This is a genomic window from Pseudomonas sp. 8BK (assembly GCF_902506475.1).
Lineage (GTDB): Bacteria > Pseudomonadota > Gammaproteobacteria > Pseudomonadales > Pseudomonadaceae > Aquipseudomonas > Aquipseudomonas anguilliseptica.
Genome location: NZ_LR733252.1, coordinates 4,221,469 through 4,242,417 on the forward strand (window position 1 = coordinate 4,221,469; position 20,949 = coordinate 4,242,417).

Below are 20,949 nucleotides of genomic sequence, written 5' to 3' on the forward strand. Positions count from 1 at the left end.
AAAATTCTTGGGCCTGTATGACCGCTATCTGCTGCCGCATTTGATCGACTTCGCCTGCGGCATGGGCGCGGTGATGAAAGCCCGCTCGCAACTGGTGCCCCAGGCCCATGGCCGGGTGCTGGAAATCGGTATCGGCAGCGGCCTTAATCTGGCGTTCTATGACGCGGCAAAGGTCAGCGTGATCATCGGTGTCGACCCCAGCGCCGATATGCAGAGGTTGGCCAGGCAACGGGCCGCCGCGATCAGCACGCCAGTGGAAATGATTGCCCTCGAACTGGGACAGATTCAGGCCGACGACGCCAGCTTCGACAGCATCGTCTGCACCTTTACCCTGTGCACCATCCCCGACGCCGTGGCGGCGCTGAAGGAAATGCGCCGCGTGCTCAAGCCCGGCGGGCGCCTGCTGTTCTGCGAGCACGGCCTGGCTCCGGAGCTGCCCGTGCTGCGCTGGCAGAACCGCCTGACGCCGCTGTGGAAACCACTGGCCGGCGGCTGTCACCTCAATCGCGATATCCAGGCGCTGATCACCGCAGGCGGTTTTCAGATTGGCGAACTAAGCAATCGCTACCTCAAGGGACCTCGGCCCATGACCTATATCTACCAGGGCTGGGCTGACTAGCGGTCAGAAATAGCCAATCGCCATTACCAGCCGGCGCCATCTCCATATTCTGGCTATCGTTAGTTCATGGACTCTCGTATGGAAGTTGGCCACGCATGAAGCGCCTGTCATTTCGCCACCTCGCCACCGTTCTACTCGCCACTTCAGCCCTCACGGTCGCCACGCTGAGCAACGCACAATCGCGCCAAGTGAATGTCGGGGTTTACGCCAACGAACCGAAAATCCTCCTCGGCCAAGACGGCAAACTCTCCGGCATCCTCGGCGAACTGCTAAATGAAATCGCGCGCCAGGAAGACTGGCAACTGCGTCCCAGGCCATGCGAATGGCAGGAGTGCCTGGAACTGGCGCAGAGCGGTGAAATCGACCTGATGCCGGATGTGGCCTACAACGACAGCCGTGCCCAGGTACTCGATTTTCACAAGGTGCCCTCGCTCTTCAGTTGGTCGCAGCTCTACAGCAGCGAAGACCTGCAGCTCAAATCGATACTTGAACTCAAAGGCCTGCGCATTGCCGTATTGCAAGGCTCGGTGCAGGAGGAATACCTACGCGGGCTGCTTACCAGTTTTGGTCTGAAAGCCCAGCTGATCGGCGTACCCAGCCTGCCTCAGGGCTTTGAATTAGTGGCAAGCGGGCAGGCCGACGCAGTGGTGGCCAACCAGCGTTTTGGCGATTTCCATGCGCCAAGCTATCAACTGCAAAGCTCCTCAATCATGTTTCAACCGGCGCAGCTGTTCTATGCCACACGCAAGGGACAGAACGCCGACTTGCTAAGCGCCATAGACAAACACCTGTCGAGCTGGCAGGACTCGCCCTCCTCGATCTACTACCAGAGCCTGCAACGCTGGGGCGGTGAACGGCCACGCCTGCTGATCCCCACCAGCGTCTGGTGGGGACTGAGCACCCTCGCCCTATTGCTGATCGCCGCACTCGGTGGTGCGCTGCTGCTGCGCCGCCAGGTACGCGAGAAAACCCATCACCTGCTGGCCAGCGAAGAACGCCTGAATACCATCCTCGACAGCGTCGAGGCCTATATCTACATCAAGGATGCGCAGCTGCGTTACCAGTACGCCAACCGCAAGGTCTGCGAACTGTTCGGCCAGAGCCTGGATCAGGTGATCGGCAAGACCGATGAACAGTTCTTCGATATCGACACAGCGACCAACCTGCACGATAACGACCGCCGCGTGCTCAAACTCGGTGAACGAGTACAGACCGAGGAGATCAACCGCAGCCTGGATGGCAGCACCCAGCACGCCTTCCTCTCGGTCAAGCTGCCGCTGCGCGACGGCCATGGCAAGATCTACGCGCTGTGCGGCATCTCCACCGACATCACCGAACACAAGAAGAACCTGGAAAAGATCAACCAGCTGGCCTTCTACGATCCGCTCACCGGCCTGCCCAATCGCCGCCTGCTACTCGACCGCCTGCAACAGGCTCTGGCCAAACATGCGCGCGGCCTGCAACAGGGTGCGCTGCTGTTTATCGATCTGGATAACTTCAAGGACCTCAACGACACCCTCGGCCATGACATGGGCGACCAGTTACTGAAACAGGTCGCCGAGCGCCTGAGCAGCCACGTGCGCGCCCAAGACACTCTGGCCCGCCTCGGCGGCGATGAGTTTGTGCTGATGCTTGAAGGCCTTAGCCTGAAAGCTGTGCAGGCCGGCCAGCAGGTCGAGAGCGTCGGCAAAAAGATCATCAAGGCGCTGGCCGCGCCCTATGCCCTGCAAGGCCGCAGCCATATCAGCACGGCCAGCATCGGCATCGCACTATTCCCCAACGAGCAGAGCACGGTCGATGAAGTGCTCAAGCGCGCCGACATGGCCATGTATCAAGCCAAAGGCGCCGGCCGCAACGCCATGTGTTTTTTCGACCCGAAGATGCAGGCCGAAGTCAGCGCCCGCGCCAGCCTGGAAAGCGATCTGCGCCAGAGCCTCGGCCAGCGCGACTTTATCCTGCACTACCAACCCCAGGTGGATGCTCAAGGACAGCTGGTCGGCGCCGAAGCACTGGTGCGCTGGCAACACCCCACACGCGGGCTGGTGCCGCCGGGAGAGTTTATTCCGCTGGCAGAAAGTACTGGGCTGATTCTGCCCCTGGGCCGCCTGATCCTGCACAGCGCCTGCCAGCAACTGGTGACCTGGGCCGCGCACCCGCAACTGGCGCAGTTGACCCTGGCGGTGAATGTCAGTGCCAGGCAGTTCCACCATCCCGACTTTGTCGAAGACGTCTTCGCCACCCTCGCCGAAAGCGGCGCCAACCCGCAACGCCTGGAACTGGAGCTGACCGAAAGCCAGCTGGTGGAAGATGTTGAAGTGCTTATCGGCAAGATGAGCCAACTGAAAGCGCGCGGCGTGCACCTGGCGCTGGACGATTTCGGCGCGGGCTATTCCTCGCTCAACTACCTCAAACGCCTGCCGCTGGACCAACTGAAGATCGACCAGTCCTTCGTTCGCGACCTGCTCGAGCAACCCAGCGACGCCGCCATCGTGCGCACCATCCTGGCGCTAGGCGCCAACCTCAACCTGGCGGTCACCGCAGAAGGGGTGGAAACCCAGGAGCAGTACGACGCCCTGCAGCGCATGGGCTGCCGGCGCTTCCAAGGCTACCTGTTTGCCAAACCGGGGCCGGCGCAGAACCTTGAGCATTGGCCCTTGGCAACGACTTGGCAGGGTAAAGAAACCAGCATTCCGGACGCCTGACGCCCTTACAACCCGCCGCTGATGCCCAGATTAAGGCCAATGGCGGTGGCCAGAGACAGTGGTAGCAACAGGGTATCGAGCAATGCGCTAACCGGCAGATCGGCGGCCGGGTAAGCCGGCGCCTCGGCGCCGAAGCGCTCAGTGGCGCAGCAACCGCCTTGCAACGCATACAGGTTCAGCCGCGTACCCGCATACACCACCGGCGCCTCGGGCTTGGCGGCATCCAGGGTGCGCACCGTAGCGCAGCCGCTGAGGGTCAGGCTCAGCAGCAGGCAGACGGCCGCGCGGGCCAGAGGCTTATTCATCCGGGGTGATCTGATGGTGCTCGCCCCAGCGCGGCAGCATGTCCTGGGGGATATTCAGGCAGTTGAGGATGCGCGCCACCACGAAATCAATCAGATCATCGATGGTCTGCGGCTGATGATAGAAGCCCGGAGCGGCCGGCAGGATGGTCGCCCCCAGGTTCGACAGCTTGAGCATATTATCCAGATGAATGCTGGAGAACGGCGCTTCACGCGGCACCAGAATCAGCTGACGACGCTCCTTGAGGGCGACATCAGCAGCGCGTTCGATCAGGTTATTGCAGGCCCCGGTGGCAATCGCCGATAACGTTCCAGTACTGCACGGCACCACCACCATCGCCGAGGGCGCACCGGAGCCGGAGGCCACCGGAGCCATCCAGTCTTCCTTGCCGTACACGCGAATCTGCCCCGCTGCAGCGCCGGTGTACTCGCTCAGGAACGCCTGCATGGCCTGCGGCTTGCTCGGCAGACTGACATCCGTTTCCGTGGCCATCACCAGCTGCGCGGCCTTGGAAATCAGAAAGTGCACCTCGCGCTCTTCCTGCACCAGGCAGTCGAGCAGGCGCAGGCCGTACTGAGCGCCGGAGGCGCCGGTCATGGCCAGGGTAATACGTTCAGGACCGCTCATAAATTCACTCTCAAAGCTGCTGCGCTTGCTTATGCTGCGTTGAAAGCCTGCTCGGAATGCTCATTTACAACTGTAAACTCCGCTTCCTCGCAGGCTTTCGCCTTGCCTAATCTGCGCTCGCGACGCTTTGAGCGCGAATTTTGGCTCTCTATAAAAGGGCCGCAGCCAACTTGCCATGCAGGCCGCCGAAGCCGCCGTTGCTCATTACCACCACCTGGGTGCCGGGTGCGGCTTCGGCCTTTACCCCGGCAATGATCGCTTCCAGCGAGTCGCAAACCTGGGTCGGTACGGTCGAGGTGGCCACAGTGCCGGCCAGGTCCCAACCGAGATTCGGCGGCGCGTACCAGTACACCGAGTCCGCCTGCACCACGGATTCGGGCAAACCATCGCGATGCGCGCCGAGCTTCATCGAATTGGAGCGCGGCTCGACAATGGCGATCAGTTTGGCACCGCCGATACGTTTGCGCAGGCCATCAAGGGTGGTGGCAATCGCAGTTGGATGGTGAGCGAAGTCATCGAAGATGGTCACGCCATTCACTTCGGCAACCTTCTCCATGCGCCGTTTGGCGTTGATAAAGCCGCACAGCGCGGCGATGCCCAACTCCGGCACTACACCAACATGCCGCGCCGCCGCCAGCACCGCCAGGGCATTGGCCACGTTGTGCTGGCCAGTCAGTTGCCAATCCACCGTGCCAGCCACCTTGCCTTCGAAACTTACCTCGAAGCGCGAACCGTCGGTGCTCAGCAGATTGGCCTGCCATTGGCCGCCTTCACCGGTGGTCTGCACCGGGGTCCAGCAGCCCATCTCGACTACCCGTTTGAGCGCCGGCTCGGTGGTCGGATGAATGATCAGGCCTTCGCCCGGAATGGTGCGTACCAGATGATGGAACTGCCGCTCGATCGCTGCCAGATCCGGGAAGATGTCCGCGTGATCGAACTCCAGGTTGTTCAGGATCGCGGTGCGCGGCCGGTAGTGGACGAACTTGCTGCGCTTGTCGAAGAAGGCGCTGTCGTACTCGTCGGCCTCGACCACAAAGAACGGCGTGCCGCCCAAACGTGCGGAGATACCAAAGTTCTGCGGCACGCCGCCAATCAGAAAGCCCGGGCTCATGCCGGCATGTTCCAGCACCCAGGCCAGCATGCTCGAACTGCTGGTCTTACCGTGAGTACCGGCCACCGCCAACACCCAGCGGCCCTGCAACACATGGTCGGCCAGCCACTGCGGGCCGCTGACGTAGGGCAGGCCCTTATTCAGCACATATTCCACCGCCGGGTTGCCACGCGACAGGGCGTTACCGACCACTACCAGATCCGGCGCGGGGTCGAGCTGGGCGGCGTCATAGCCCTGGGTCAATTCGATGCCCTGGGCTTGCAGCTGGGTGCTCATGGGCGGATAGACGTTGGCGTCGGAACCGGTCACGCGGTGGCCGAGTTCCTTGGCCAGCACGGCCAGCGAGCCCATGAAAGTGCCGCAGATGCCGAGAATATGGATATGCATGATTTACCTTGCAGGCGTCGTCAGAGCCGGTGAATAAGGCGGGATAAAAACTGGCCGCAGATTAGCACAGCCCCCTTGGCCATTTCCGTAGGTTGGGTCGTGCGCCGAAGCCCAACAACGCGGGCAGCCTGTTGGGCTTCGCTACGCTCAACACCAACCTACGGCTTTAGCCTCGCCGGGCAATCCCGTGCTTGCGCAGTTTGCGGTACAGGGTATTGCGGCTGATGCCCAGCTGTTCGGCGCTGCGGCTCATCTGCCAGTGCTGCGTTTCTAGGACCGCGAGCAGCGCGGTGCGTTCGGCGTCGCCCAGCTGGTCGGGTTTAGCCGCAGGCAATAGGGCAAATGCGGAGCGTGTATGGCGAATCTCGGCGGGCAGGTCGGCGTGACTGATCACGCCGTTTTCGCACAGCGCGCAGAGGGTACGCAGCACATTGCGCAGCTGGCGCACATTGCCCGGCCAGGGGTAGGCGAGCAGCGCTTCGCGGACCGCATCATCAAGGCGCACGAGTTGCCCGCGCGCCTCTTCACCAAGAAGGAAATCCAGCAGCGCCAGCTTGTCGCTGCGCTCACGCAATGGCGGCAGCTCGATCACCAGGCCATTGAGGCGATAGAACAGGTCCTGACGAAACTCGCCGTTGGCCACTCGTTCATTCAGGTCGCGGTGGCTGGCGCTGATCACCCGCACATCGATGGCCTGGGCTTCACCGCCAATTGGCTCGACCCGACGCTCTTCCAGCACGCGCAGCAGGCGGGTTTGCAGCGCCAGCGGCATATCGCCGATTTCATCGAGAAACAGCGTGCCGCCATCGGCCTGCTGCAACTTGCCGCGCATGCCTTCCTTGCGCGCGCCGGTAAAACTGCCACCGCGATAGCCGAACAGCTCGCTCTCGATCAGGCTCTCGGGAATCGCCGCGCAGTTCAGCGCGACAAAGGGCTTGCCGCCGCGCGAGCTGACCTGATGCAAGGCCTTCGCGAAGGCCTCCTTGCCGGTGCCGGTTTCGCCGCCGATCAGCAGCGGTACATCACGCTCGTAAACACGCAGGGCGCGGCGGAAATCACTCTGCAAACCCGGATCAGCCAGACACAACCCCGGCGTTGCCAAGCTCGCCGCAGATAGCGCCTGAGCACTGCGCCGCGGCTGGCCGCGCAGCATGGCAAACAGCAACTGGCCACGTTGGGTATACAGCGGCCAACTGGCGCTGGGCTGCGCCGAAGCGCGGCCCAGCAGGTCATCCAGGCGGCAGTCAAATACCTCGATCAAGGTGCGCCCGAGCAGTTGCCGCCGCGACAGGCCGAGCAGGTTGATCGCGCTCTGATTGACCGCGCTGACGCGGCCATCGCCATCGAAGGCCAGCAGGCCTTCGCTGAATTGGCCGATGTATTCGGCCTGAGCGTGGAAGCGCAGCAACCATTCCCCTTCATAGCTGCGCAGGAAATGGCATCCCTCGATGGCCTTGGCCGACAGGTTGACCAGGGCCATGGTGTGGAACTGGCTCTGCCGCGATACGTCATGCCGCGCCGAGGACACGTCCAGTACCGCCAGCAGCTCGCCATGCGGGTCGAATACCGGGCTGGCCGAGCAGGTCAGCCCGGTATGCCGGCTGCGGAAATGTTCATTCTGGTGGATGGTCAACGGCTGGCGCTCGACTAAACACGTGCCGATGCCGTTGGTGCCTTCGCAGGCCTCGCTCCAGTCGGCGCCAAGCCACAGCCCGGCCTGCTCGAAAGTGCGTTTCTCCGCCTGCTCGGTGACGCAGTTGAGGATCACCCCACGGGCATCGGTGAGCAACACGGCATGGCCAGAACCGGCCAGTTGGCGGTGCAGGCTGTTCATCTCGTTGCTGGAAATCTCCAGCACCTGTTGCAACTGCTCGCGGCGCTCAAGCATGCGCGCATGCTCGATCACCGCCGGCGGCATGTTCTGCGCAGGGTCGAGGTGATGCTGCTGCAGGCAACGCAGCCAGGAGCGTGCCACCGAGGAATCGGCAGCGGGGCCAGCGTGTTGTCCACGGCCTTGGGCCACGGTCAGCACCTGCTGGGCGTGGCGGCTTGCTGGGTTGTGCATTGTTATTGTTCTCCGCTCTAGGAGGTGCACGTGATAACCGAGCATCCACCAGCTTTCCGGCCATTGCAAGACGCACTGACCGGCGAGTCACCGCGCTGTATCGCTCCTGGTACACAGTGTCACGCGAGCTGTCTCAGGGGCGACACAACCCGTGCAGCACAACCTCCCAGCGCACATCACGCAACCGCTCTAAAACGGGAATCACGCACGCCTGGCCCAGCCCTTGCTCTGTCTCTGCACAAGCGCCACAGCGCGCCGTTCGCTGCATCACCAGAACAAGCATAAGAACCAGGAGATATTCAGCATGCGTTACGCCCATCCCGGTACCGAAGGTGCCCTCGTTTCCTTTAAATCCCGCTATGGCAACTACATCGGCGGTGAGTTTGTTGCGCCGGTCAAAGGCCAGTACTTCACCAATACCTCGCCGGTGAACGGCCTGCCGATTGCAGAGTTCCCGCGCTCCACCGCCGAGGATATCGACAAGGCGCTGGACGCAGCCCATGCCGCCGCCGATGCCTGGGGCCGCACCTCGGTGCAGGAGCGCTCGCTAACCCTGCTGAAGATCGCCGACCGCATCGAAGCCAACCTGGAAGTACTGGCCATCACCGAAACCTGGGACAACGGCAAGGCCGTGCGCGAGACGCTGAACGCCGACATCCCGCTGGCCGCCGACCACTTCCGCTACTTCGCCGGCTGCCTGCGCGCCCAGGAAGGCTCTGCTGCCGAGATCGACGGCAACACCGTGGCCTATCACATCCATGAGCCGCTGGGCGTGGTCGGGCAGATCATCCCGTGGAACTTCCCGCTGCTGATGGCCGCCTGGAAACTCGCCCCGGCCCTGGCCGCCGGCAACTGCGTGGTGTTGAAGCCCGCAGAACAAACGCCGCTGGGCATCAGTGTGCTGATGGAGCTGATCGGCGACCTGCTGCCGCCGGGCGTGCTCAACGTGGTGCAGGGTTTTGGCAAGGAGGCCGGCGAAGCGTTGGCCACCAGCAAGCGCATTGCCAAGATCGCCTTTACCGGCTCGACCCCGGTGGGCGCGCACATCATGAAATGCGCCGCCGAGAACATCATCCCGAGCACCGTGGAGCTGGGCGGCAAATCGCCGAACATCTTCTTCGAAGACATCATGCAGGCCGAGCCAAGTTTTATCGAAAAAGCCGCCGAAGGTCTGGTGCTGGCCTTCTTCAACCAGGGCGAGGTGTGCACCTGCCCATCCCGCGCCCTGGTGCAGGAATCGATCTACCCGGCCTTTATGAAAGAGGTGATGAAGAAGGTCGAGCAGATCAAACGCGGCGACCCGCTGGACACCGACACCATGGTCGGCGCCCAGGCGTCCGAGCAGCAGTTCGACAAAATCCTCAGCTACCTGGAAATCGCCAAGCAGGAAGGCGCCGAACTGCTTACCGGAGGCAGCGTAGAAAAACTCAGCGGCACTCTGGACGGCGGTTATTACATCCAGCCGACCCTGCTCAAGGGCCACAACAAGATGCGCGTGTTCCAGGAGGAAATCTTCGGCCCGGTGGTCAGCGTCACCACCTTCAAGGACGAAGCCGAAGCCCTGGCGATTGCCAACGACACCGAGTTCGGCCTCGGCGCCGGCCTGTGGACCCGCGACATCAACCGCGCCTACCGCATGGGCCGGGCGATCAAGGCCGGTCGCGTGTGGACCAACTGTTACCACCTCTACCCCGCCCATGCTGCCTTCGGTGGCTACAAGAAGTCCGGCGTCGGCCGCGAAACCCACAAGATGATGCTCGACCACTACCAGCAGACCAAGAACCTGTTGGTGAGCTACGACACCAACCCACTCGGCTTTTTCTAGGCATGCCGTGCAAGCAGCAATTGTAGGGTGGTTAGTGGCGCGGAGTTGGGTTAGCGAAGCACTGCAGAACCTGTGCGCCACGTAACCCACCAAGCGGTAATCGGCTTGGCACCGCTGGTGGGTTACGGCGCAACGGATTAGGCATCGACAGATAGCCCGTGGTCATGCGCCTAACCCACCCTACGAGAAGCTGCGCAACCGCAGCCGATGCTCGGAAACGACATCGGCCTGCCAGCCCGCGCCCAGGTCTAGACCAGAGGCGTAGTTGGCACAGCGGTTGCTGATCCACTGGGTAACACTCTTCCCTCAAATAGCTACACGCCTGGCCGGGCCTGCGCTGCGGCCAGCGTGTTGATAAGGAATTCCCATGGCAGCAGAACAAATCAGTGCGGTAGGTCTACCGCAAGGCACCGATTTAGAGCAGGTCGATGCCGATTACTTCCAAAGCAGGCAATTGAAGAAGGGCGCAGCAGGCTGGGTATTGCTGGTCGGTCTGGGCGTGGCCTACGTGATTTCCGGCGACTATGCCGGCTGGAACTTCGGTCTAGCCCAGGGCGGTTGGGGCGGTATGTTTCTCGCCACCCTGCTGATGGCACTGATGTACCTGTGCATGTGCTTCTCCCTGGCGGAACTGTCCTCGATGATCCCCACCGCAGGCGGCGGCTACGGCTTTGCCCGCAGCGCCTTCGGCCCCCTGGGCGGTTTTCTTACCGGCACGGCGATCCTGATCGAATACGCCATTGCACCAGCGGCGATTGCGGTGTTTATCGGCGCCTACTGCGAGTCGCTGTTCGGCATTGGCGGCTGGGCGATCTACCTGGCCTTCTATGTGCTGTTTATCGGCATCCATATCTTCGGCGTCGGTGAGGCGTTGAAGCTGATGTTTATCATCACCGCCGTGGCAGCGATTGCCCTCGGCGTGTTTATCGTCGCGATGGTGCCGCACTTCTCGGTGGCCAACCTGCTCGACATTCCGGTGACCGAAGCCGCAGGCGCCAGCAGTTTCCTGCCGTTCGGCTATGTCGGCGTGTGGGCGGCGATCCCCTATGCGATCTGGTTTTTCCTCGCGGTTGAAGGCGTACCACTGGCCGCTGAAGAAACCTGCAATCCGCAGCGCGACATGCCACGCGGGCTAATCGGCGCGATGCTGGTACTACTGGCCTTTGCCCTGCTGATTCTGCTGATTGGCCCAGGCGGCGCCGGCGCCAAGGCGCTGATGGCGTCGGGCAACCCACTGGTGGAAGCCCTGACCATTGCCTACGGCGAATCCACCTGGATGAGCAGCTTCGTCAATCTGATCGGCCTGGCCGGTTTGATCGCCAGCTTCTTCTCGATCATCTACGCCTACTCCCGGCAGATCTTCGCCCTGTCACGTGCCGGCTACCTGCCGCGCTCGCTGTCGCTGACCAACAAGAACAAGGCCCCGGTGCTGGCGCTGATAGTGCCCGGCCTGATCGGCTTTGCCCTATCGCTGACGGGCCAGGGTGACCTGCTGATTCTGGTCGCGGTGTTTGGCGCCACCATCTCCTACGTGCTGATGATGGCCGCGCACATCACCCTGCGCGTGCGCCGTCCGGAAATGCATCGCCCGTATCGCACCCCAGGTGGCATCGTCACCTCGGGCATCGCCCTGGTGCTGGCCTGCGTGGCCGTGGTGGCCGGCTTCCTGGTCGACCCACGGGTGGTGATTGGTGCCGCGATTATCTACGCCGTGCTGATCGCCTACTTCGCCCTGTACAGTCGCCATCACCTGGTGGCCGGTACGCCGGAAGAAGAATTCGTCGCCATCGGTAAAGCCGAGGCCGCGCTCAAGTAATACCCGTCACGTTGGCGCAGCATGATCGTGCTGCGCCAACGTGACGTTTGGGAGACACGCAATGTCCAGTTTTCAGCATACGGTAGGCGGTGAAACCTACCGTTTCGACAGCCTCGCTGAGGTCATGGCCAAGGCCAGCCCGGCACGCTCCGGCGACTATCTAGCGGGCGTGGCGGCAAGCAATGCCGGCGAACGGGTCGCGGCGCAGATGGCCCTGGCCGATATTCCGCTCAAGCATTTCCTCACCGAGGCGCTGATTCCTTACGAGACTGATGAGGTCACCCGGCTGATTATCGACAGCCATGATGCGGCGGCCTTTGCCCCGGTCAGCCACCTCACGGTCGGCGGCTTTCGCGACTGGCTGCTCGGCGACAGCGCCGATGAAGCCAGCCTGCGCGCCCTTGCACCGGGCCTGACGCCAGAAATGGCCGCGGCCGTATCGAAGATCATGCGCGTGCAGGACCTGGTGCTGGTGGCGCAGAAAATCCGCGTGGTCAGCCGTTTTCGCAACACCGTCGGCCTGCGCGGGCGCATGTCCACCCGCCTGCAACCCAATCACCCGACCGATGAACCGGCCGGCATCGCCGCGAGCATTCTCGACGGCCTGCTGTATGGCAACGGCGACGCCATGATCGGCATCAACCCGGCCACCGACAGCATCAGTTCGATCTGCGACATGCTGAAGATGCTCGACGGCATCATCCAGCGTTATGAAATTCCCACCCAGGCCTGCGTACTGACCCACGTCACCACCTCGATCGAGGCGATCAACCGGGGCGTACCGCTGGATCTGGTGTTCCAGTCGATTGCCGGCACCGAGGCAGCCAACGCCAGTTTCGGCGTCAGCCTGAACATTCTCCAGGAAGGCTACGACGCAGGCCTGAGCCTCAAACGCGGCACCCTCGGCGACAACCTGATGTATTTCGAAACCGGTCAGGGCAGCGCGCTGTCCGCCGGCGCGCACCATGGCCTCGACCAGCAGACCTGCGAGACCCGCGCCTATGCAGTGGCGCGGCATTTCAAACCGTTTCTGGTGAACACCGTGGTCGGTTTTATCGGCCCGGAGTATCTCTATAACGGCAAGCAGATCATCCGCGCCGGCCTGGAAGACCACTTCTGCGGCAAGCTGCTGGGCCTGCCGATGGGTTGCGACATCTGCTACACCAACCACGCAGAAGCCGATCAGGACGATATGGACGTGCTGCTGACCCTGCTCGGTGTGGCCGGGATCAACTTCATCATGGGCATCCCCGGTTCCGACGACGTGATGCTCAATTACCAGACCACTTCCTTCCACGACGCGCTGTACGCCCGGCAGAGCCTGGGGCTGAAACCGGCCCCCGAGTTCGAAACCTGGCTGCAGCGCATGGGCATCTTCACCCAGGCCGATGGTCGCCCGCGCATGGGTAACAGCCTGCCGCCGGCGTTTCGTCAGGCGCTGGCGCAGCTTGGTTGATCAGGGAGCCACTTATGTACGATGACAGCTCACTCAGTGGCGCCAGCGAGAATCCCTGGCAGCAACTGCGCAACCTCACCCCGGCGCGTATCGCTCTGGGTCGCGCCGGCACCAGTATGCCGACCCGCGCGCAGCTGGATTTCCAGTTCGCCCACGCCCAGGCCCGCGATGCCGTTCATCTGCCATTTGACCACGGCGCATTGGCCGCAGGCCTGACTCACCAGCATCGGCAAAGCCTGTTGCTGCACAGCGCCGCCAAGGACCGCGACACCTACCTGCAACGCCCGGATCTGGGTCGGCGCTTAAGTCACGAATCTGCCGAGCTGCTGGGCCAGCACCGCGAAAACAACCCGGATGGCTACGACCTGGCCATCGTCATCGCCGACGGCCTGTCGGCCCTGGCCGTACACCGCAATGCCCTGCCCATGGTGGCGCATATCGAGGAACACGCTGCTGCCGAAGGCTGGAGCGTGGCGCCCATCGCCCTGGTCAGCCAGGGCCGCGTGGCGGTGGCCGATGAAGTGGCCGAATTGCTCGGCGCACGCATGGTGGTGATCCTGATTGGTGAACGCCCAGGCCTGAGCTCACCGGACAGCCTGGGCCTGTATTTCACCTACGCTCCCAGGGTCGGCCTGACCGATGCCTACCGCAACTGCATCTCCAACGTGCGCCAGGAAGGCCTGAGCTACGCCATGGCCAGCCACCGCCTGCTGTATCTGATGCGCGAGGCCTGCCGCCGCCAGCTGTCGGGGGTCAACCTCAAGGATGAAGCCGAAGTGCCGCTGCTAACAGGTGGCGCGCAGCGCGAAAACTTCCTGCTGGGCTAAGTGCGACGCGGCATTACGGGCAAACGCTTGTTTGGATTGCACTTTCCAAAAGCTTTAGGCAGCATCGGGATCGTTCGCAGGCAGCGCTGCCGTGTTGCCGAAGCCATCCACATGACTTTTAAGTAGAGGCTCACCATGCGCATCGTCCAAGCGACCCTGGAGCATCTGGATCAACTGACCCCCCTGTTCGTCAATTACCGCGAACACTTCGGCCAGCTGCCCTACCCTGATTCCTCGCGTGCCTTTCTGGAAAAGCGCATCAGCCGCAAGGAGTCGGTGATCTACCTGGCCATGGCCGATGACGAGGACAAGATTCTCGGCTTCTGCCAGCTCTACTCGAGTTTCTCCTCGCTGTCGCTCAAGCGCGTGTGGATTCTCAACGACATCTACGTCTGCCAGGACGCACGCCGCCAGCTGGTGGCCGACCGCCTGATCCAGACCGCCAAGCAGATGGCCAAGGAAACCAACGCCGTACGCCTGCGCGTGGCCTCCAGCGTTGATAACGAGGTGGCCCACAAGCTCTACGAGTCCATCGGTTTCAAGGAAGACACCGAGTTCAAGAGCTTTGTCCTGCCGATCACCGAAGATTTCACCGCGCCGTAACCTGCCCAGCCAGCAACGCACAGCGCGTCGCTGGCTCAGCCCCTCAGCCTTCCAGGCTAAGCCACAAACCCAAGCCCAGTTGCAGCACCAGCAGAGCCAGCGCCGCCAGATGCCAGCTCTGCCGATAGTGCCGTGTGCGACGCAAGGGGGCCGGCTGATGCAGTAACGGCTGACGCAGCGCCTGCGCAAACTCCGACAGTGCCTCGAAGCGCGCGTCAGGCCTCGGCGCCAGCGCCCGTGCCAGCACACCATCCCAGCCGGTTGGCACCTGCACACTGAACTGCGCCAACGGCACATAACGGCTATGACCGTCGGCATCCGCCTGCGCCGCCTCAGGCCAGCGCCCACAAAGCAGCCAGTAAGCCAGCGCCGCTAAAGCGAACTGATCGGCGCGACCATCCACCACCCTCCCAGCACGCGCCTCGGGGGCCAGCGGCACGGCCTGAGCCGGCAGCGCCTGCTGCGCGACACCGGGAATCAGCGCAGCATGCTCAGGCAACAGCAGCACACGGCCGCCGTCACTTACCAGGATATTCCGTGGGTCCAGCCACAGCCCTTGCATGCCGCGCCGTTGCAAACCGCGCACGGCGGCGATCAACTGTTCGAGCACGGCCAGTACCGTCAAACCATCGACCGGGCCGTGGGCCGCCACCCAGTCAATCAGGCTGCGCATGCCCTTGCCCGCAGGCTCGAACAGCCAGAAGGCATGCTCACGCGGCTGATGCGAAGACATCACCTGCGCCAGGCTGGTCAGCGAACTGCGCCGCAGCACCCACTCGCGCTGCCAGAAAGCTTCGTCGGCATCCTGTTCGGCCAGCCACAGCATGGCCTCACGCCCCCGCGCATCGGTGGCGCGAAACACCCGCCCCGGCGGGCCGTAGGGACAGGCCGAGAGCAGTACCCAGCCATCCAGCTGCAAACCAGGTTGCGGATTGACCACCGCGCGCCAGGGCTTGCGCGGGGCCAATTCAGGCGCGCTATCCACCTCGCCCGGCAGCAATAAAACAGCTGCGCCGGGGGCTTGCAGCAAGGGTGCAAGCAGCACCGGTAATGGATCACTTCCCGCCCCATCTCCCGCACCGTGAAAGCCCTGCAAGTCCGCCACATCCAGCAGCGGCTGTGGAGCCAGCAGCAACAGCTCACCAGGGCTCAGGGTCAGGCTGTGCTGCACCAGCGCCAGTTCGGCTTGCGCCCCCAACTGCAAGCCATCGCGACCGATCAGGTTCTGCGTGGTGCCGCCTTGGTAGCGCCGCAAACCGATGGCCCCAGCCTGAAGAAACTGCGCCTCGCCGTTCTGCAGCAGTAACAAGCCGGCATTCAGTTGCGCAATGCTGCGTCCAGCCTGACGTTGACGAAACAACTGCTGGTTGAATGCTGCCAGCACCTGCCGCGCCGCCTGAGCTTCGCTCCAGCAACCAGGCGTGCAACAACAATCGGCCAGCAGGCCATCCAGGTAGGAGTCCAGGGTGCGCACCACATCGGTGCATTCACGCGCCCAGAGCAGCGCTACCAGGAGCACCGCCGGCCGTCCTTCCCGCCCCGGCAGCCAGGTCGCGCGGGCCCGTGCGGCCTGGCTTGGCAGGTCGAGGCCATGACCGCAAAGCAATTGCACGGTGGGATGATGCAGACGTTCGATCGACATTGGCAGCCCTCCCAGGTCGAGGATAAGCATGCCGTTGCAGCCTTTGTGCCGACTTGCCCAGCACTGACACCCGGCTTATGGTGGGCGCTTTCCACCGTCCGAGCAGAGTCCATGTGGTCGCTCCGCGCCTGGCGTCGCCAGCGCATCCTTGCCCGTCATCCCGTCAGCAGTGCCCAATGGCAGGCGGTGTTGCAGCACTTGCCGATCCTCGACGGCCTGAATGACGCCGAACAGCAGCGCCTGCGCGAACGTGCCGTGCTGTTTCTGCATCACAAACACCTCAGCGCCCTGCCCGGTGTGGAGCTGGACACCCAGGAGCGTCTGCTGCTGGGGGTACAGGCCGAACTGCCGCTGCTGCACCTGGCCGACCTCAACTGGTATCAGGGCTTTCATGAAATCGTCCTCTACCCGGATGACTTCGTCAGCCCGCAGCGCCACCGTGACGCCAGCGGCGTAGTGCACGAATGGGACGCCGAGCACAGCGGCGAAGCCTGGCAGCAAGGCCCGGTGATCCTCGCCTGGCCCGGCGTGCAGGCCAGCGGCCAATGGGATGGCTATAACCTGGTGATCCACGAGCTGGCGCACAAGCTGGACATGCTTAACGGCGACGCCAACGGCCTGCCGCCGCTGCACAGCAACATGGCCGTGCAGGAGTGGGCCAAGGCCATGCAGAGCGCCTTCGATCAGCTGAACGCAGAACTGGATGCCAACCCCGAGGCCGAAACCGCCATCGACCCTTATGCGGCGGAAAATCCGGCAGAATTCTTCGCCGTCACCAGCGAATACTTCTTCAGCGCCCCGGACCTGCTCGCCGGCGCCTTCCCGGCGGTGTACGCGCAACTGGCGCTGTTCTATCGGCAGGACCCGCTGGCCCGCCTGCAGCAGTTGCAGGCGAGCAACCCGGACTATCAGGTCAGAACCGAAGACCGTGAGTTCGCGACCAATGGCTAGGCATCCCGCCGTAGCAACACCAGGGGAATATGCCTATAATCGCGCCACTTTTTTGGCCCACCCCTCGGGAGTCGCCCCATGAGCTACAGCAAGATCCCAGCCGGTAAAGACCTGCCGAACGACATCTACGTCGCCATCGAGATCCCGGCCAACCACGCGCCGATCAAATACGAAATCGACCACGACAGCGATTGCCTGATGGTCGACCGTTTCATGGCCACCCCGATGTTCTACCCGGCCAACTATGGTTTTATCCCGCACACTCTGGCTGACGACGGTGACCCCCTCGACGTGCTGGTTGTCACTCCATACCCAGTGGCACCAGGCTCGGTTATCCGCGCCCGTCCAGTTGGCGTACTGTTGATGAGCGACGAAGCCGGCGGCGACGCCAAGCTGGTTGCCGTACCGCACGACAAACTCACCGTGCTGTACAAAGACGTACAGGAATACACCGACCTGCCCCCGCTGTTGATCGAGCAGATCAAGCACTTCTTCGAGAACTACAAGGATCTTGAGAAGGGCAAGTGGGTCAAGGTTGAAGGCTGGGCTGGCGCCGACGAGGCCCGCAACCTGATTAACAAGGCGGTCGCTGCTTACCAAAAATAAGTAGTGCCCACCCCCTAAAAACCGGCCACAAGCCGGTTTTTTTATGTCTGCGATTTATGGCTAAGTCTTAATTGCGTGCCTACAACCGCGCTTGCTGGCTCTACGAAACCCGTAGGAGCGGACTTGTCCGCGATGCTTTTCTGCTGACCGCGATTCGCGGGCAAGCCCGCTCCTACAGGGGCGAGCAGCCAACCGGGCATCGTCTTTTTAAGGCAACCCGCATATAAAACGCCGCAGCACACCCGGCGCAGACAACCACCATGCGCCGCGTGCGCCAGCCCGCGCAAAAAAGCATAATGCCGCCCGCCAAACCATTTAGCCGCCCGCGCCAGGGATAAGAAGTCCGCCATGTTTGAACAAGCCTTCAAAAACATCGACGACATCCTGCACAAGGATGCCGGTGCCAGCAGCGAGCTGGATTACACCGAGCAAACCTCCTGGCTGCTGTTTCTCAAATACCTCGATGCCCTGGAGCAGGACAAGGCCATGGAGGCCGAGCTGGAAGGCAAGTACTACCTGTATATCCTCGACCCGGCCTACCGCTGGGAACGCTGGGCCGCGCCGAAGAAGGCCGATGGCAACTTCGACCATGACAACGCCCTGACCGGCGATGACCTCAAGGCCTTCGTCAACCTCAAGCTATTTCCCTACCTGAAGGGTTTCAAAGAAAAGGCCGAAGGCCCGGACACCATCCAGTACAAGATCGGCGAGATCTTTGGCGAGATCAGCAACAAGATCCAGAGCGGCTACAACCTGCGCGAAGTGCTGGAAATCGTCGACGGCCTGCGCTTTCGCTCGCAGACCGAGAAGCATGAGCTGTCCCACCTCTACGAAGCCAAGATCAAGAATATGGGCAACGCCGGGCGCAACGGCGGCGAGTACTACACCCCGCGCCCGCTGATCCGCGCCATGATCCAGGTGGTGCAACCGCAGATTGGCCAGCGTATTTATGACGGCGCAGTAGGCTCGGCCGGCTTCTTGTGTGAAGCCTTCGACTACCTCAGCAGCCAACCCGGCCTTAGCACACGCCAGCAGGAAACCCTGCAAAAGCACACCTTCTACGGCAAGGAGAAAAAGAGCCTGGCCTACGTGATCGCCATCATGAATATGATTCTGCATGGCATCGAAGCGCCCAATATCATCCACACCAATACCCTGACCGAAAACCTGGCGGATATTCAGGACAAGGACCGTTACGACATCGTGCTGGCCAACCCGCCCTTTGGCGGCAAGGAACGCAAAGAGGTGCAGCAGAATTTCCCGATCAAAACCGGGGAAACCGCCTTTCTGTTCCTCCAGCACTTTATAAAGATGCTCAAGGCCGGCGGCCAAGCCGCCATCGTGATCAAGAACACCTTTCTCAGTAACGGCAACGGCGATAACGCAGCAGTCAGCCTGCGCAAGCAACTGCTGGAAAGCTGCAACCTGCATACCGTGCTTGACTGCCCCGGCGGCACCTTTCAAGGCGCCGGGGTTAAAACCGTGGTGCTGTTCTTTACCAAGGGCGCGCCGACGCGACAGGTCTGGTATTACCAGCTCGACCCCGGCCGCAATATGGGTAAAACCAACCCACTTAATGACGCCGATCTGGCCGAATTTATCGAGCTGCAAAAGACTAGGGCTGATACCGATAAAAGCTGGATCGTTGATATAGCCACGATCGATACAGCGACCTACGACCTTTCTGTGAAGAACCCGAAGGGGGGCGAAGAAGTCATCCATCGCCGTCCACAGGAGATCATGGACGAGATCGTAGTACTGGATGCTGAAAGTACGGAAGTACTGGCGACTATCAGGGCGTTGTTATGAAGAAGGGGTGGCTGACAAGGCGCCTCTGCGAGGTGACTACAAAAATCGGTAGTGGCGCTACTCCTCGTGGAGGTGGCGAGTCTTACAAAGCAGAGGGCATCTCACTAATCCGCAGCTTGAATGTCTATGACGGCGGCTTCCGCGAAGCGAAGCTGGCGCGTATCGATGATGAACAAGCCGCCGATCTCTCCAATGTCGTTGTCGAATCACACGACGTGCTATTGAACATCACTGGAGCATCAATTGCCCGATGCTGCCGTGTGCCAGCTGACTTCTTGCCTGCCCGCGTGAATCAGCACGTTTCAATCATCCGCCCCATTAAAGAGAAGCTCGACCCTGATTTTCTCCACTACCTTCTGATATCAAATATCTACAAGGGCCGCCTCTTGCACACAGGCGAAGAAGGTGGATCAACCCGTCAGGCGATTACAAAGGCTCAGCTTCAGGAGTTCGTTATAGAGTTCCCTGACTCGCTTCCTGAACAGCACCGTATCGTAGCCATCCTCAACAAAGCCTTCGATGGCATAGCCAAGGCCCGCACCATCGCCGAAAAGAACCTCCAGAACGCCCGTACCTTGTTTGAAAGCCACCTGCAATCAAAACTTGCCAAGCAGCCCGGCTGGGAAGGAAAAACACTCAGACAGGTTTCTCTGGACTTTGGCCGTGGGAAATCAAAGCATCGCCCTCGTAATGATCCGAAACTTTATGGTGGACCTTACCCATTTATTCAAACTGGAGATGTTCGCGGATGTGAACATCTGATCACCGAGTTCAACCAGACCTACAGTGAGGCCGGCCTTGCCCAAAGCAAACTGTGGCCAAAGGGCACACTGTGCATAACCATCGCAGCGAATATTGCTGAGACTGGCATTTTGGGTTTTGACAGTTGTTTTCCAGACAGCGTCATTGGTGTTGTGGTTGATCCGAAACAGACCAGCAATAGCTTTCTTGAATACCTATTGCAGTCGGTAAAAGCCAGTTTGAAAGCCAAAGGTAAAGGCAGCGCACAGGACAATATCAATCTCGCCACCTTTGAAAACGAACCCTTCTACTTCCCTGATTTAACTGTGCAAAAACAGATTGTTGGCCAGTTGAGTGACTTGAATGCCGAGGTCCAACGCCTCGAATCCATCTACCAACAAAAACTCGACGCCCTAGACGAGCTAAAGCAGTCCCTGCTGCACCAGGCCTTTAGCGGTAATCTCTAGCGCAGCATTACCGTCGCACTGTCGCTTGGCGTAGGAGCGGGCCATGCCCGCGAGATTTCGCACGCATGGCGTGCGCCTACAAAATGCCCGCCACTCGATCTTCTGGTAATAGGCAGATCGCCGCTAAGCCGCCTCAGGGCTAAGTGTGAGGGGCTTTAGTCGCGATCCTTGCAGGGCATTCCAGGCCGCCGCGGCTAAAACCCCGCCCACATAATCCAGCATCCACTTCCCCGAACAGCGCCGCTGCCAATGGCCCTTGCCTAGCCGCGCCAGGCAAACTCGACATAATCTGCAGAAAAATGTGCAAAAACAGCTTAAAACAAAGCCCGCACTTTCTGCTTTAGGCTAGTCTTTGCAAGGCTTCTGCGGGTTATCACAATCTGCAGAAAAAT

General features: G+C 61.5%; 16 protein-coding genes. 11 read left to right on the plus strand and 5 right to left on the minus strand.

From position 1 onward, the window contains the following. Positions 1–7: 7 nt before the first annotated feature. Positions 8–619: a class I SAM-dependent methyltransferase gene (locus tag ACIN8IBEIGE_RS19745; RefSeq protein ID WP_160016144.1), complete on the plus strand. Its 612-nt coding sequence runs from the start codon at positions 8–10 to the stop codon at positions 617–619. 95 nt (positions 620–714) lie between these two features. Then, positions 715–3,321: an EAL domain-containing protein gene (locus tag ACIN8IBEIGE_RS19750; protein ID WP_160016145.1), complete on the plus strand. Its 2,607-nt coding sequence runs from the start codon at positions 715–717 to the stop codon at positions 3,319–3,321. 5 nt (positions 3,322–3,326) lie between these two features. On the opposite strand, the gene ACIN8IBEIGE_RS19755 is transcribed toward ACIN8IBEIGE_RS19750, so the two are convergent. The 4 genes from ACIN8IBEIGE_RS19755 to ACIN8IBEIGE_RS19770 form a co-directional block, all read right to left on the minus strand. Beyond that, positions 3,327–3,626 (minus strand): YceK/YidQ family lipoprotein, encoded by a 300-nt coding sequence (locus tag ACIN8IBEIGE_RS19755; RefSeq protein WP_160016146.1) that lies wholly within the window; start codon positions 3,624–3,626, stop codon positions 3,327–3,329. Further along, positions 3,619–4,251 carry a flavin prenyltransferase UbiX gene (gene ubiX, locus ACIN8IBEIGE_RS19760; protein WP_160016147.1) on the minus strand — a complete coding sequence of 211 codons (633 nt, stop codon included), beginning with the start codon at positions 4,249–4,251 and terminating at the stop codon, positions 3,619–3,621. Before ubiX ends, ACIN8IBEIGE_RS19755 begins: the two co-directional genes overlap by 8 nt. Before the next feature lie 148 nt (positions 4,252–4,399). Beyond that, positions 4,400–5,749 carry a UDP-N-acetylmuramate:L-alanyl-gamma-D-glutamyl-meso-diaminopimelate ligase gene (gene mpl / locus ACIN8IBEIGE_RS19765; RefSeq protein WP_160016148.1) on the minus strand — a complete coding sequence of 450 codons (1,350 nt, stop codon included), beginning with the start codon at positions 5,747–5,749 and terminating at the stop codon, positions 4,400–4,402. A gap of 166 nt (positions 5,750–5,915) precedes the next feature. Next, a complete protein-coding gene (locus ACIN8IBEIGE_RS19770) occupies positions 5,916–7,814 on the minus strand; it encodes a sigma-54-dependent Fis family transcriptional regulator (RefSeq protein ID WP_160016149.1) in 1,899 nt (632 codons plus the stop codon). A 304-nt stretch (positions 7,815–8,118) separates the two neighbouring features. Between ACIN8IBEIGE_RS19770 and ACIN8IBEIGE_RS19775 the strand changes: the two genes are divergently transcribed. The 5 genes from ACIN8IBEIGE_RS19775 (at position 8,119) to ACIN8IBEIGE_RS19795 (ending at position 14,341) form a co-directional block, all read left to right on the plus strand. Next, positions 8,119–9,639, plus strand: a complete 1,521-nt coding sequence (locus ACIN8IBEIGE_RS19775; RefSeq protein WP_160016150.1) for an aldehyde dehydrogenase family protein — start codon at positions 8,119–8,121, stop codon at positions 9,637–9,639. A gap of 367 nt (positions 9,640–10,006) precedes the next feature. Continuing rightward, positions 10,007–11,455 carry an ethanolamine permease gene (eat, locus tag ACIN8IBEIGE_RS19780; protein ID WP_160016151.1) on the plus strand — a complete coding sequence of 483 codons (1,449 nt, stop codon included), beginning with the start codon at positions 10,007–10,009 and terminating at the stop codon, positions 11,453–11,455. Between the two features lie 61 nt (positions 11,456–11,516). Then, positions 11,517–12,911, plus strand: a complete 1,395-nt coding sequence (locus ACIN8IBEIGE_RS19785; protein WP_160016152.1) for an ethanolamine ammonia-lyase subunit EutB — start codon at positions 11,517–11,519, stop codon at positions 12,909–12,911. A 14-nt stretch (positions 12,912–12,925) separates the two neighbouring features. After that, positions 12,926–13,738 (plus strand): ethanolamine ammonia-lyase subunit EutC, encoded by an 813-nt coding sequence (gene eutC, locus ACIN8IBEIGE_RS19790; RefSeq protein ID WP_160016153.1) that lies wholly within the window; start codon positions 12,926–12,928, stop codon positions 13,736–13,738. A 135-nt stretch (positions 13,739–13,873) separates the two neighbouring features. Then, positions 13,874–14,341 (plus strand): GNAT family N-acetyltransferase, encoded by a 468-nt coding sequence (locus tag ACIN8IBEIGE_RS19795; protein WP_160016154.1) that lies wholly within the window; start codon positions 13,874–13,876, stop codon positions 14,339–14,341. A gap of 43 nt (positions 14,342–14,384) precedes the next feature. On the opposite strand, the gene ACIN8IBEIGE_RS19800 is transcribed toward ACIN8IBEIGE_RS19795, so the two are convergent. Beyond that, complete coding sequence (locus ACIN8IBEIGE_RS19800) at positions 14,385–15,983, minus strand: SpoIIE family protein phosphatase (protein ID WP_160016155.1); 1,599 nt, start codon at positions 15,981–15,983, stop codon at positions 14,385–14,387. Positions 15,984–16,094: 111 nt separating this feature from the next. Between ACIN8IBEIGE_RS19800 and ACIN8IBEIGE_RS19805 the strand changes: the two genes are divergently transcribed. The 4 genes from ACIN8IBEIGE_RS19805 to ACIN8IBEIGE_RS19820 all read left to right on the plus strand — a co-directional run bounded on the left by ACIN8IBEIGE_RS19805 (position 16,095) and on the right by ACIN8IBEIGE_RS19820 (position 20,557). Further along, a complete protein-coding gene (locus ACIN8IBEIGE_RS19805; RefSeq protein ID WP_160016156.1) occupies positions 16,095–16,934 on the plus strand; it encodes a zinc-dependent peptidase in 840 nt (279 codons plus the stop codon). A gap of 78 nt (positions 16,935–17,012) precedes the next feature. Further along, positions 17,013–17,540 (plus strand): inorganic diphosphatase, encoded by a 528-nt coding sequence (gene ppa / locus ACIN8IBEIGE_RS19810; RefSeq protein ID WP_160016157.1) that lies wholly within the window; start codon positions 17,013–17,015, stop codon positions 17,538–17,540. 348 nt (positions 17,541–17,888) lie between these two features. Next, positions 17,889–19,349, plus strand: coding sequence for an N-6 DNA methylase (locus ACIN8IBEIGE_RS19815; protein WP_160016158.1), 1,461 nt, complete (start codon positions 17,889–17,891; stop codon positions 19,347–19,349). Then, a complete protein-coding gene (locus ACIN8IBEIGE_RS19820) occupies positions 19,346–20,557 on the plus strand; it encodes a restriction endonuclease subunit S (RefSeq protein WP_160016159.1) in 1,212 nt (403 codons plus the stop codon). The genes ACIN8IBEIGE_RS19815 and ACIN8IBEIGE_RS19820 overlap by 4 nt, the downstream gene beginning before the upstream one ends. Positions 20,558–20,949 lie beyond the last annotated feature (392 nt).

Excerpts from the sequence above, each read along its gene's own strand:
- ACIN8IBEIGE_RS19750 (WP_160016145.1), top strand. The coding sequence starts at position 715 with ATGAAGCGCCTGTCATTTCGCCACCTCGCCACCGTTCTACTCGCCACT.
- ACIN8IBEIGE_RS19755 (WP_160016146.1), bottom strand. The coding sequence starts at position 3,626 with ATGAATAAGCCTCTGGCCCGCGCGGCCGTCTGCCTGCTGCTGAGCCTG.
- ubiX (WP_160016147.1), bottom strand. The coding sequence starts at position 4,251 with ATGAGCGGTCCTGAACGTATTACCCTGGCCATGACCGGCGCCTCCGGC.
- mpl (WP_160016148.1), bottom strand. The coding sequence starts at position 5,749 with ATGCATATCCATATTCTCGGCATCTGCGGCACTTTCATGGGCTCGCTG.
- ACIN8IBEIGE_RS19770 (WP_160016149.1), bottom strand. The coding sequence starts at position 7,814 with ATGCACAACCCAGCAAGCCGCCACGCCCAGCAGGTGCTGACCGTGGCC.
- ACIN8IBEIGE_RS19775 (WP_160016150.1), top strand. The coding sequence starts at position 8,119 with ATGCGTTACGCCCATCCCGGTACCGAAGGTGCCCTCGTTTCCTTTAAA.
- eat (WP_160016151.1), top strand. The coding sequence starts at position 10,007 with ATGGCAGCAGAACAAATCAGTGCGGTAGGTCTACCGCAAGGCACCGAT.
- ACIN8IBEIGE_RS19785 (WP_160016152.1), top strand. The coding sequence starts at position 11,517 with ATGTCCAGTTTTCAGCATACGGTAGGCGGTGAAACCTACCGTTTCGAC.
- eutC (WP_160016153.1), top strand. The coding sequence starts at position 12,926 with ATGTACGATGACAGCTCACTCAGTGGCGCCAGCGAGAATCCCTGGCAG.
- ACIN8IBEIGE_RS19795 (WP_160016154.1), top strand. The coding sequence starts at position 13,874 with ATGCGCATCGTCCAAGCGACCCTGGAGCATCTGGATCAACTGACCCCC.
- ACIN8IBEIGE_RS19800 (WP_160016155.1), bottom strand. The coding sequence starts at position 15,983 with ATGTCGATCGAACGTCTGCATCATCCCACCGTGCAATTGCTTTGCGGT.
- ACIN8IBEIGE_RS19805 (WP_160016156.1), top strand. The coding sequence starts at position 16,095 with ATGTGGTCGCTCCGCGCCTGGCGTCGCCAGCGCATCCTTGCCCGTCAT.
- ppa (WP_160016157.1), top strand. The coding sequence starts at position 17,013 with ATGAGCTACAGCAAGATCCCAGCCGGTAAAGACCTGCCGAACGACATC.
- ACIN8IBEIGE_RS19815 (WP_160016158.1), top strand. The coding sequence starts at position 17,889 with ATGTTTGAACAAGCCTTCAAAAACATCGACGACATCCTGCACAAGGAT.
- ACIN8IBEIGE_RS19820 (WP_160016159.1), top strand. The coding sequence starts at position 19,346 with ATGAAGAAGGGGTGGCTGACAAGGCGCCTCTGCGAGGTGACTACAAAA.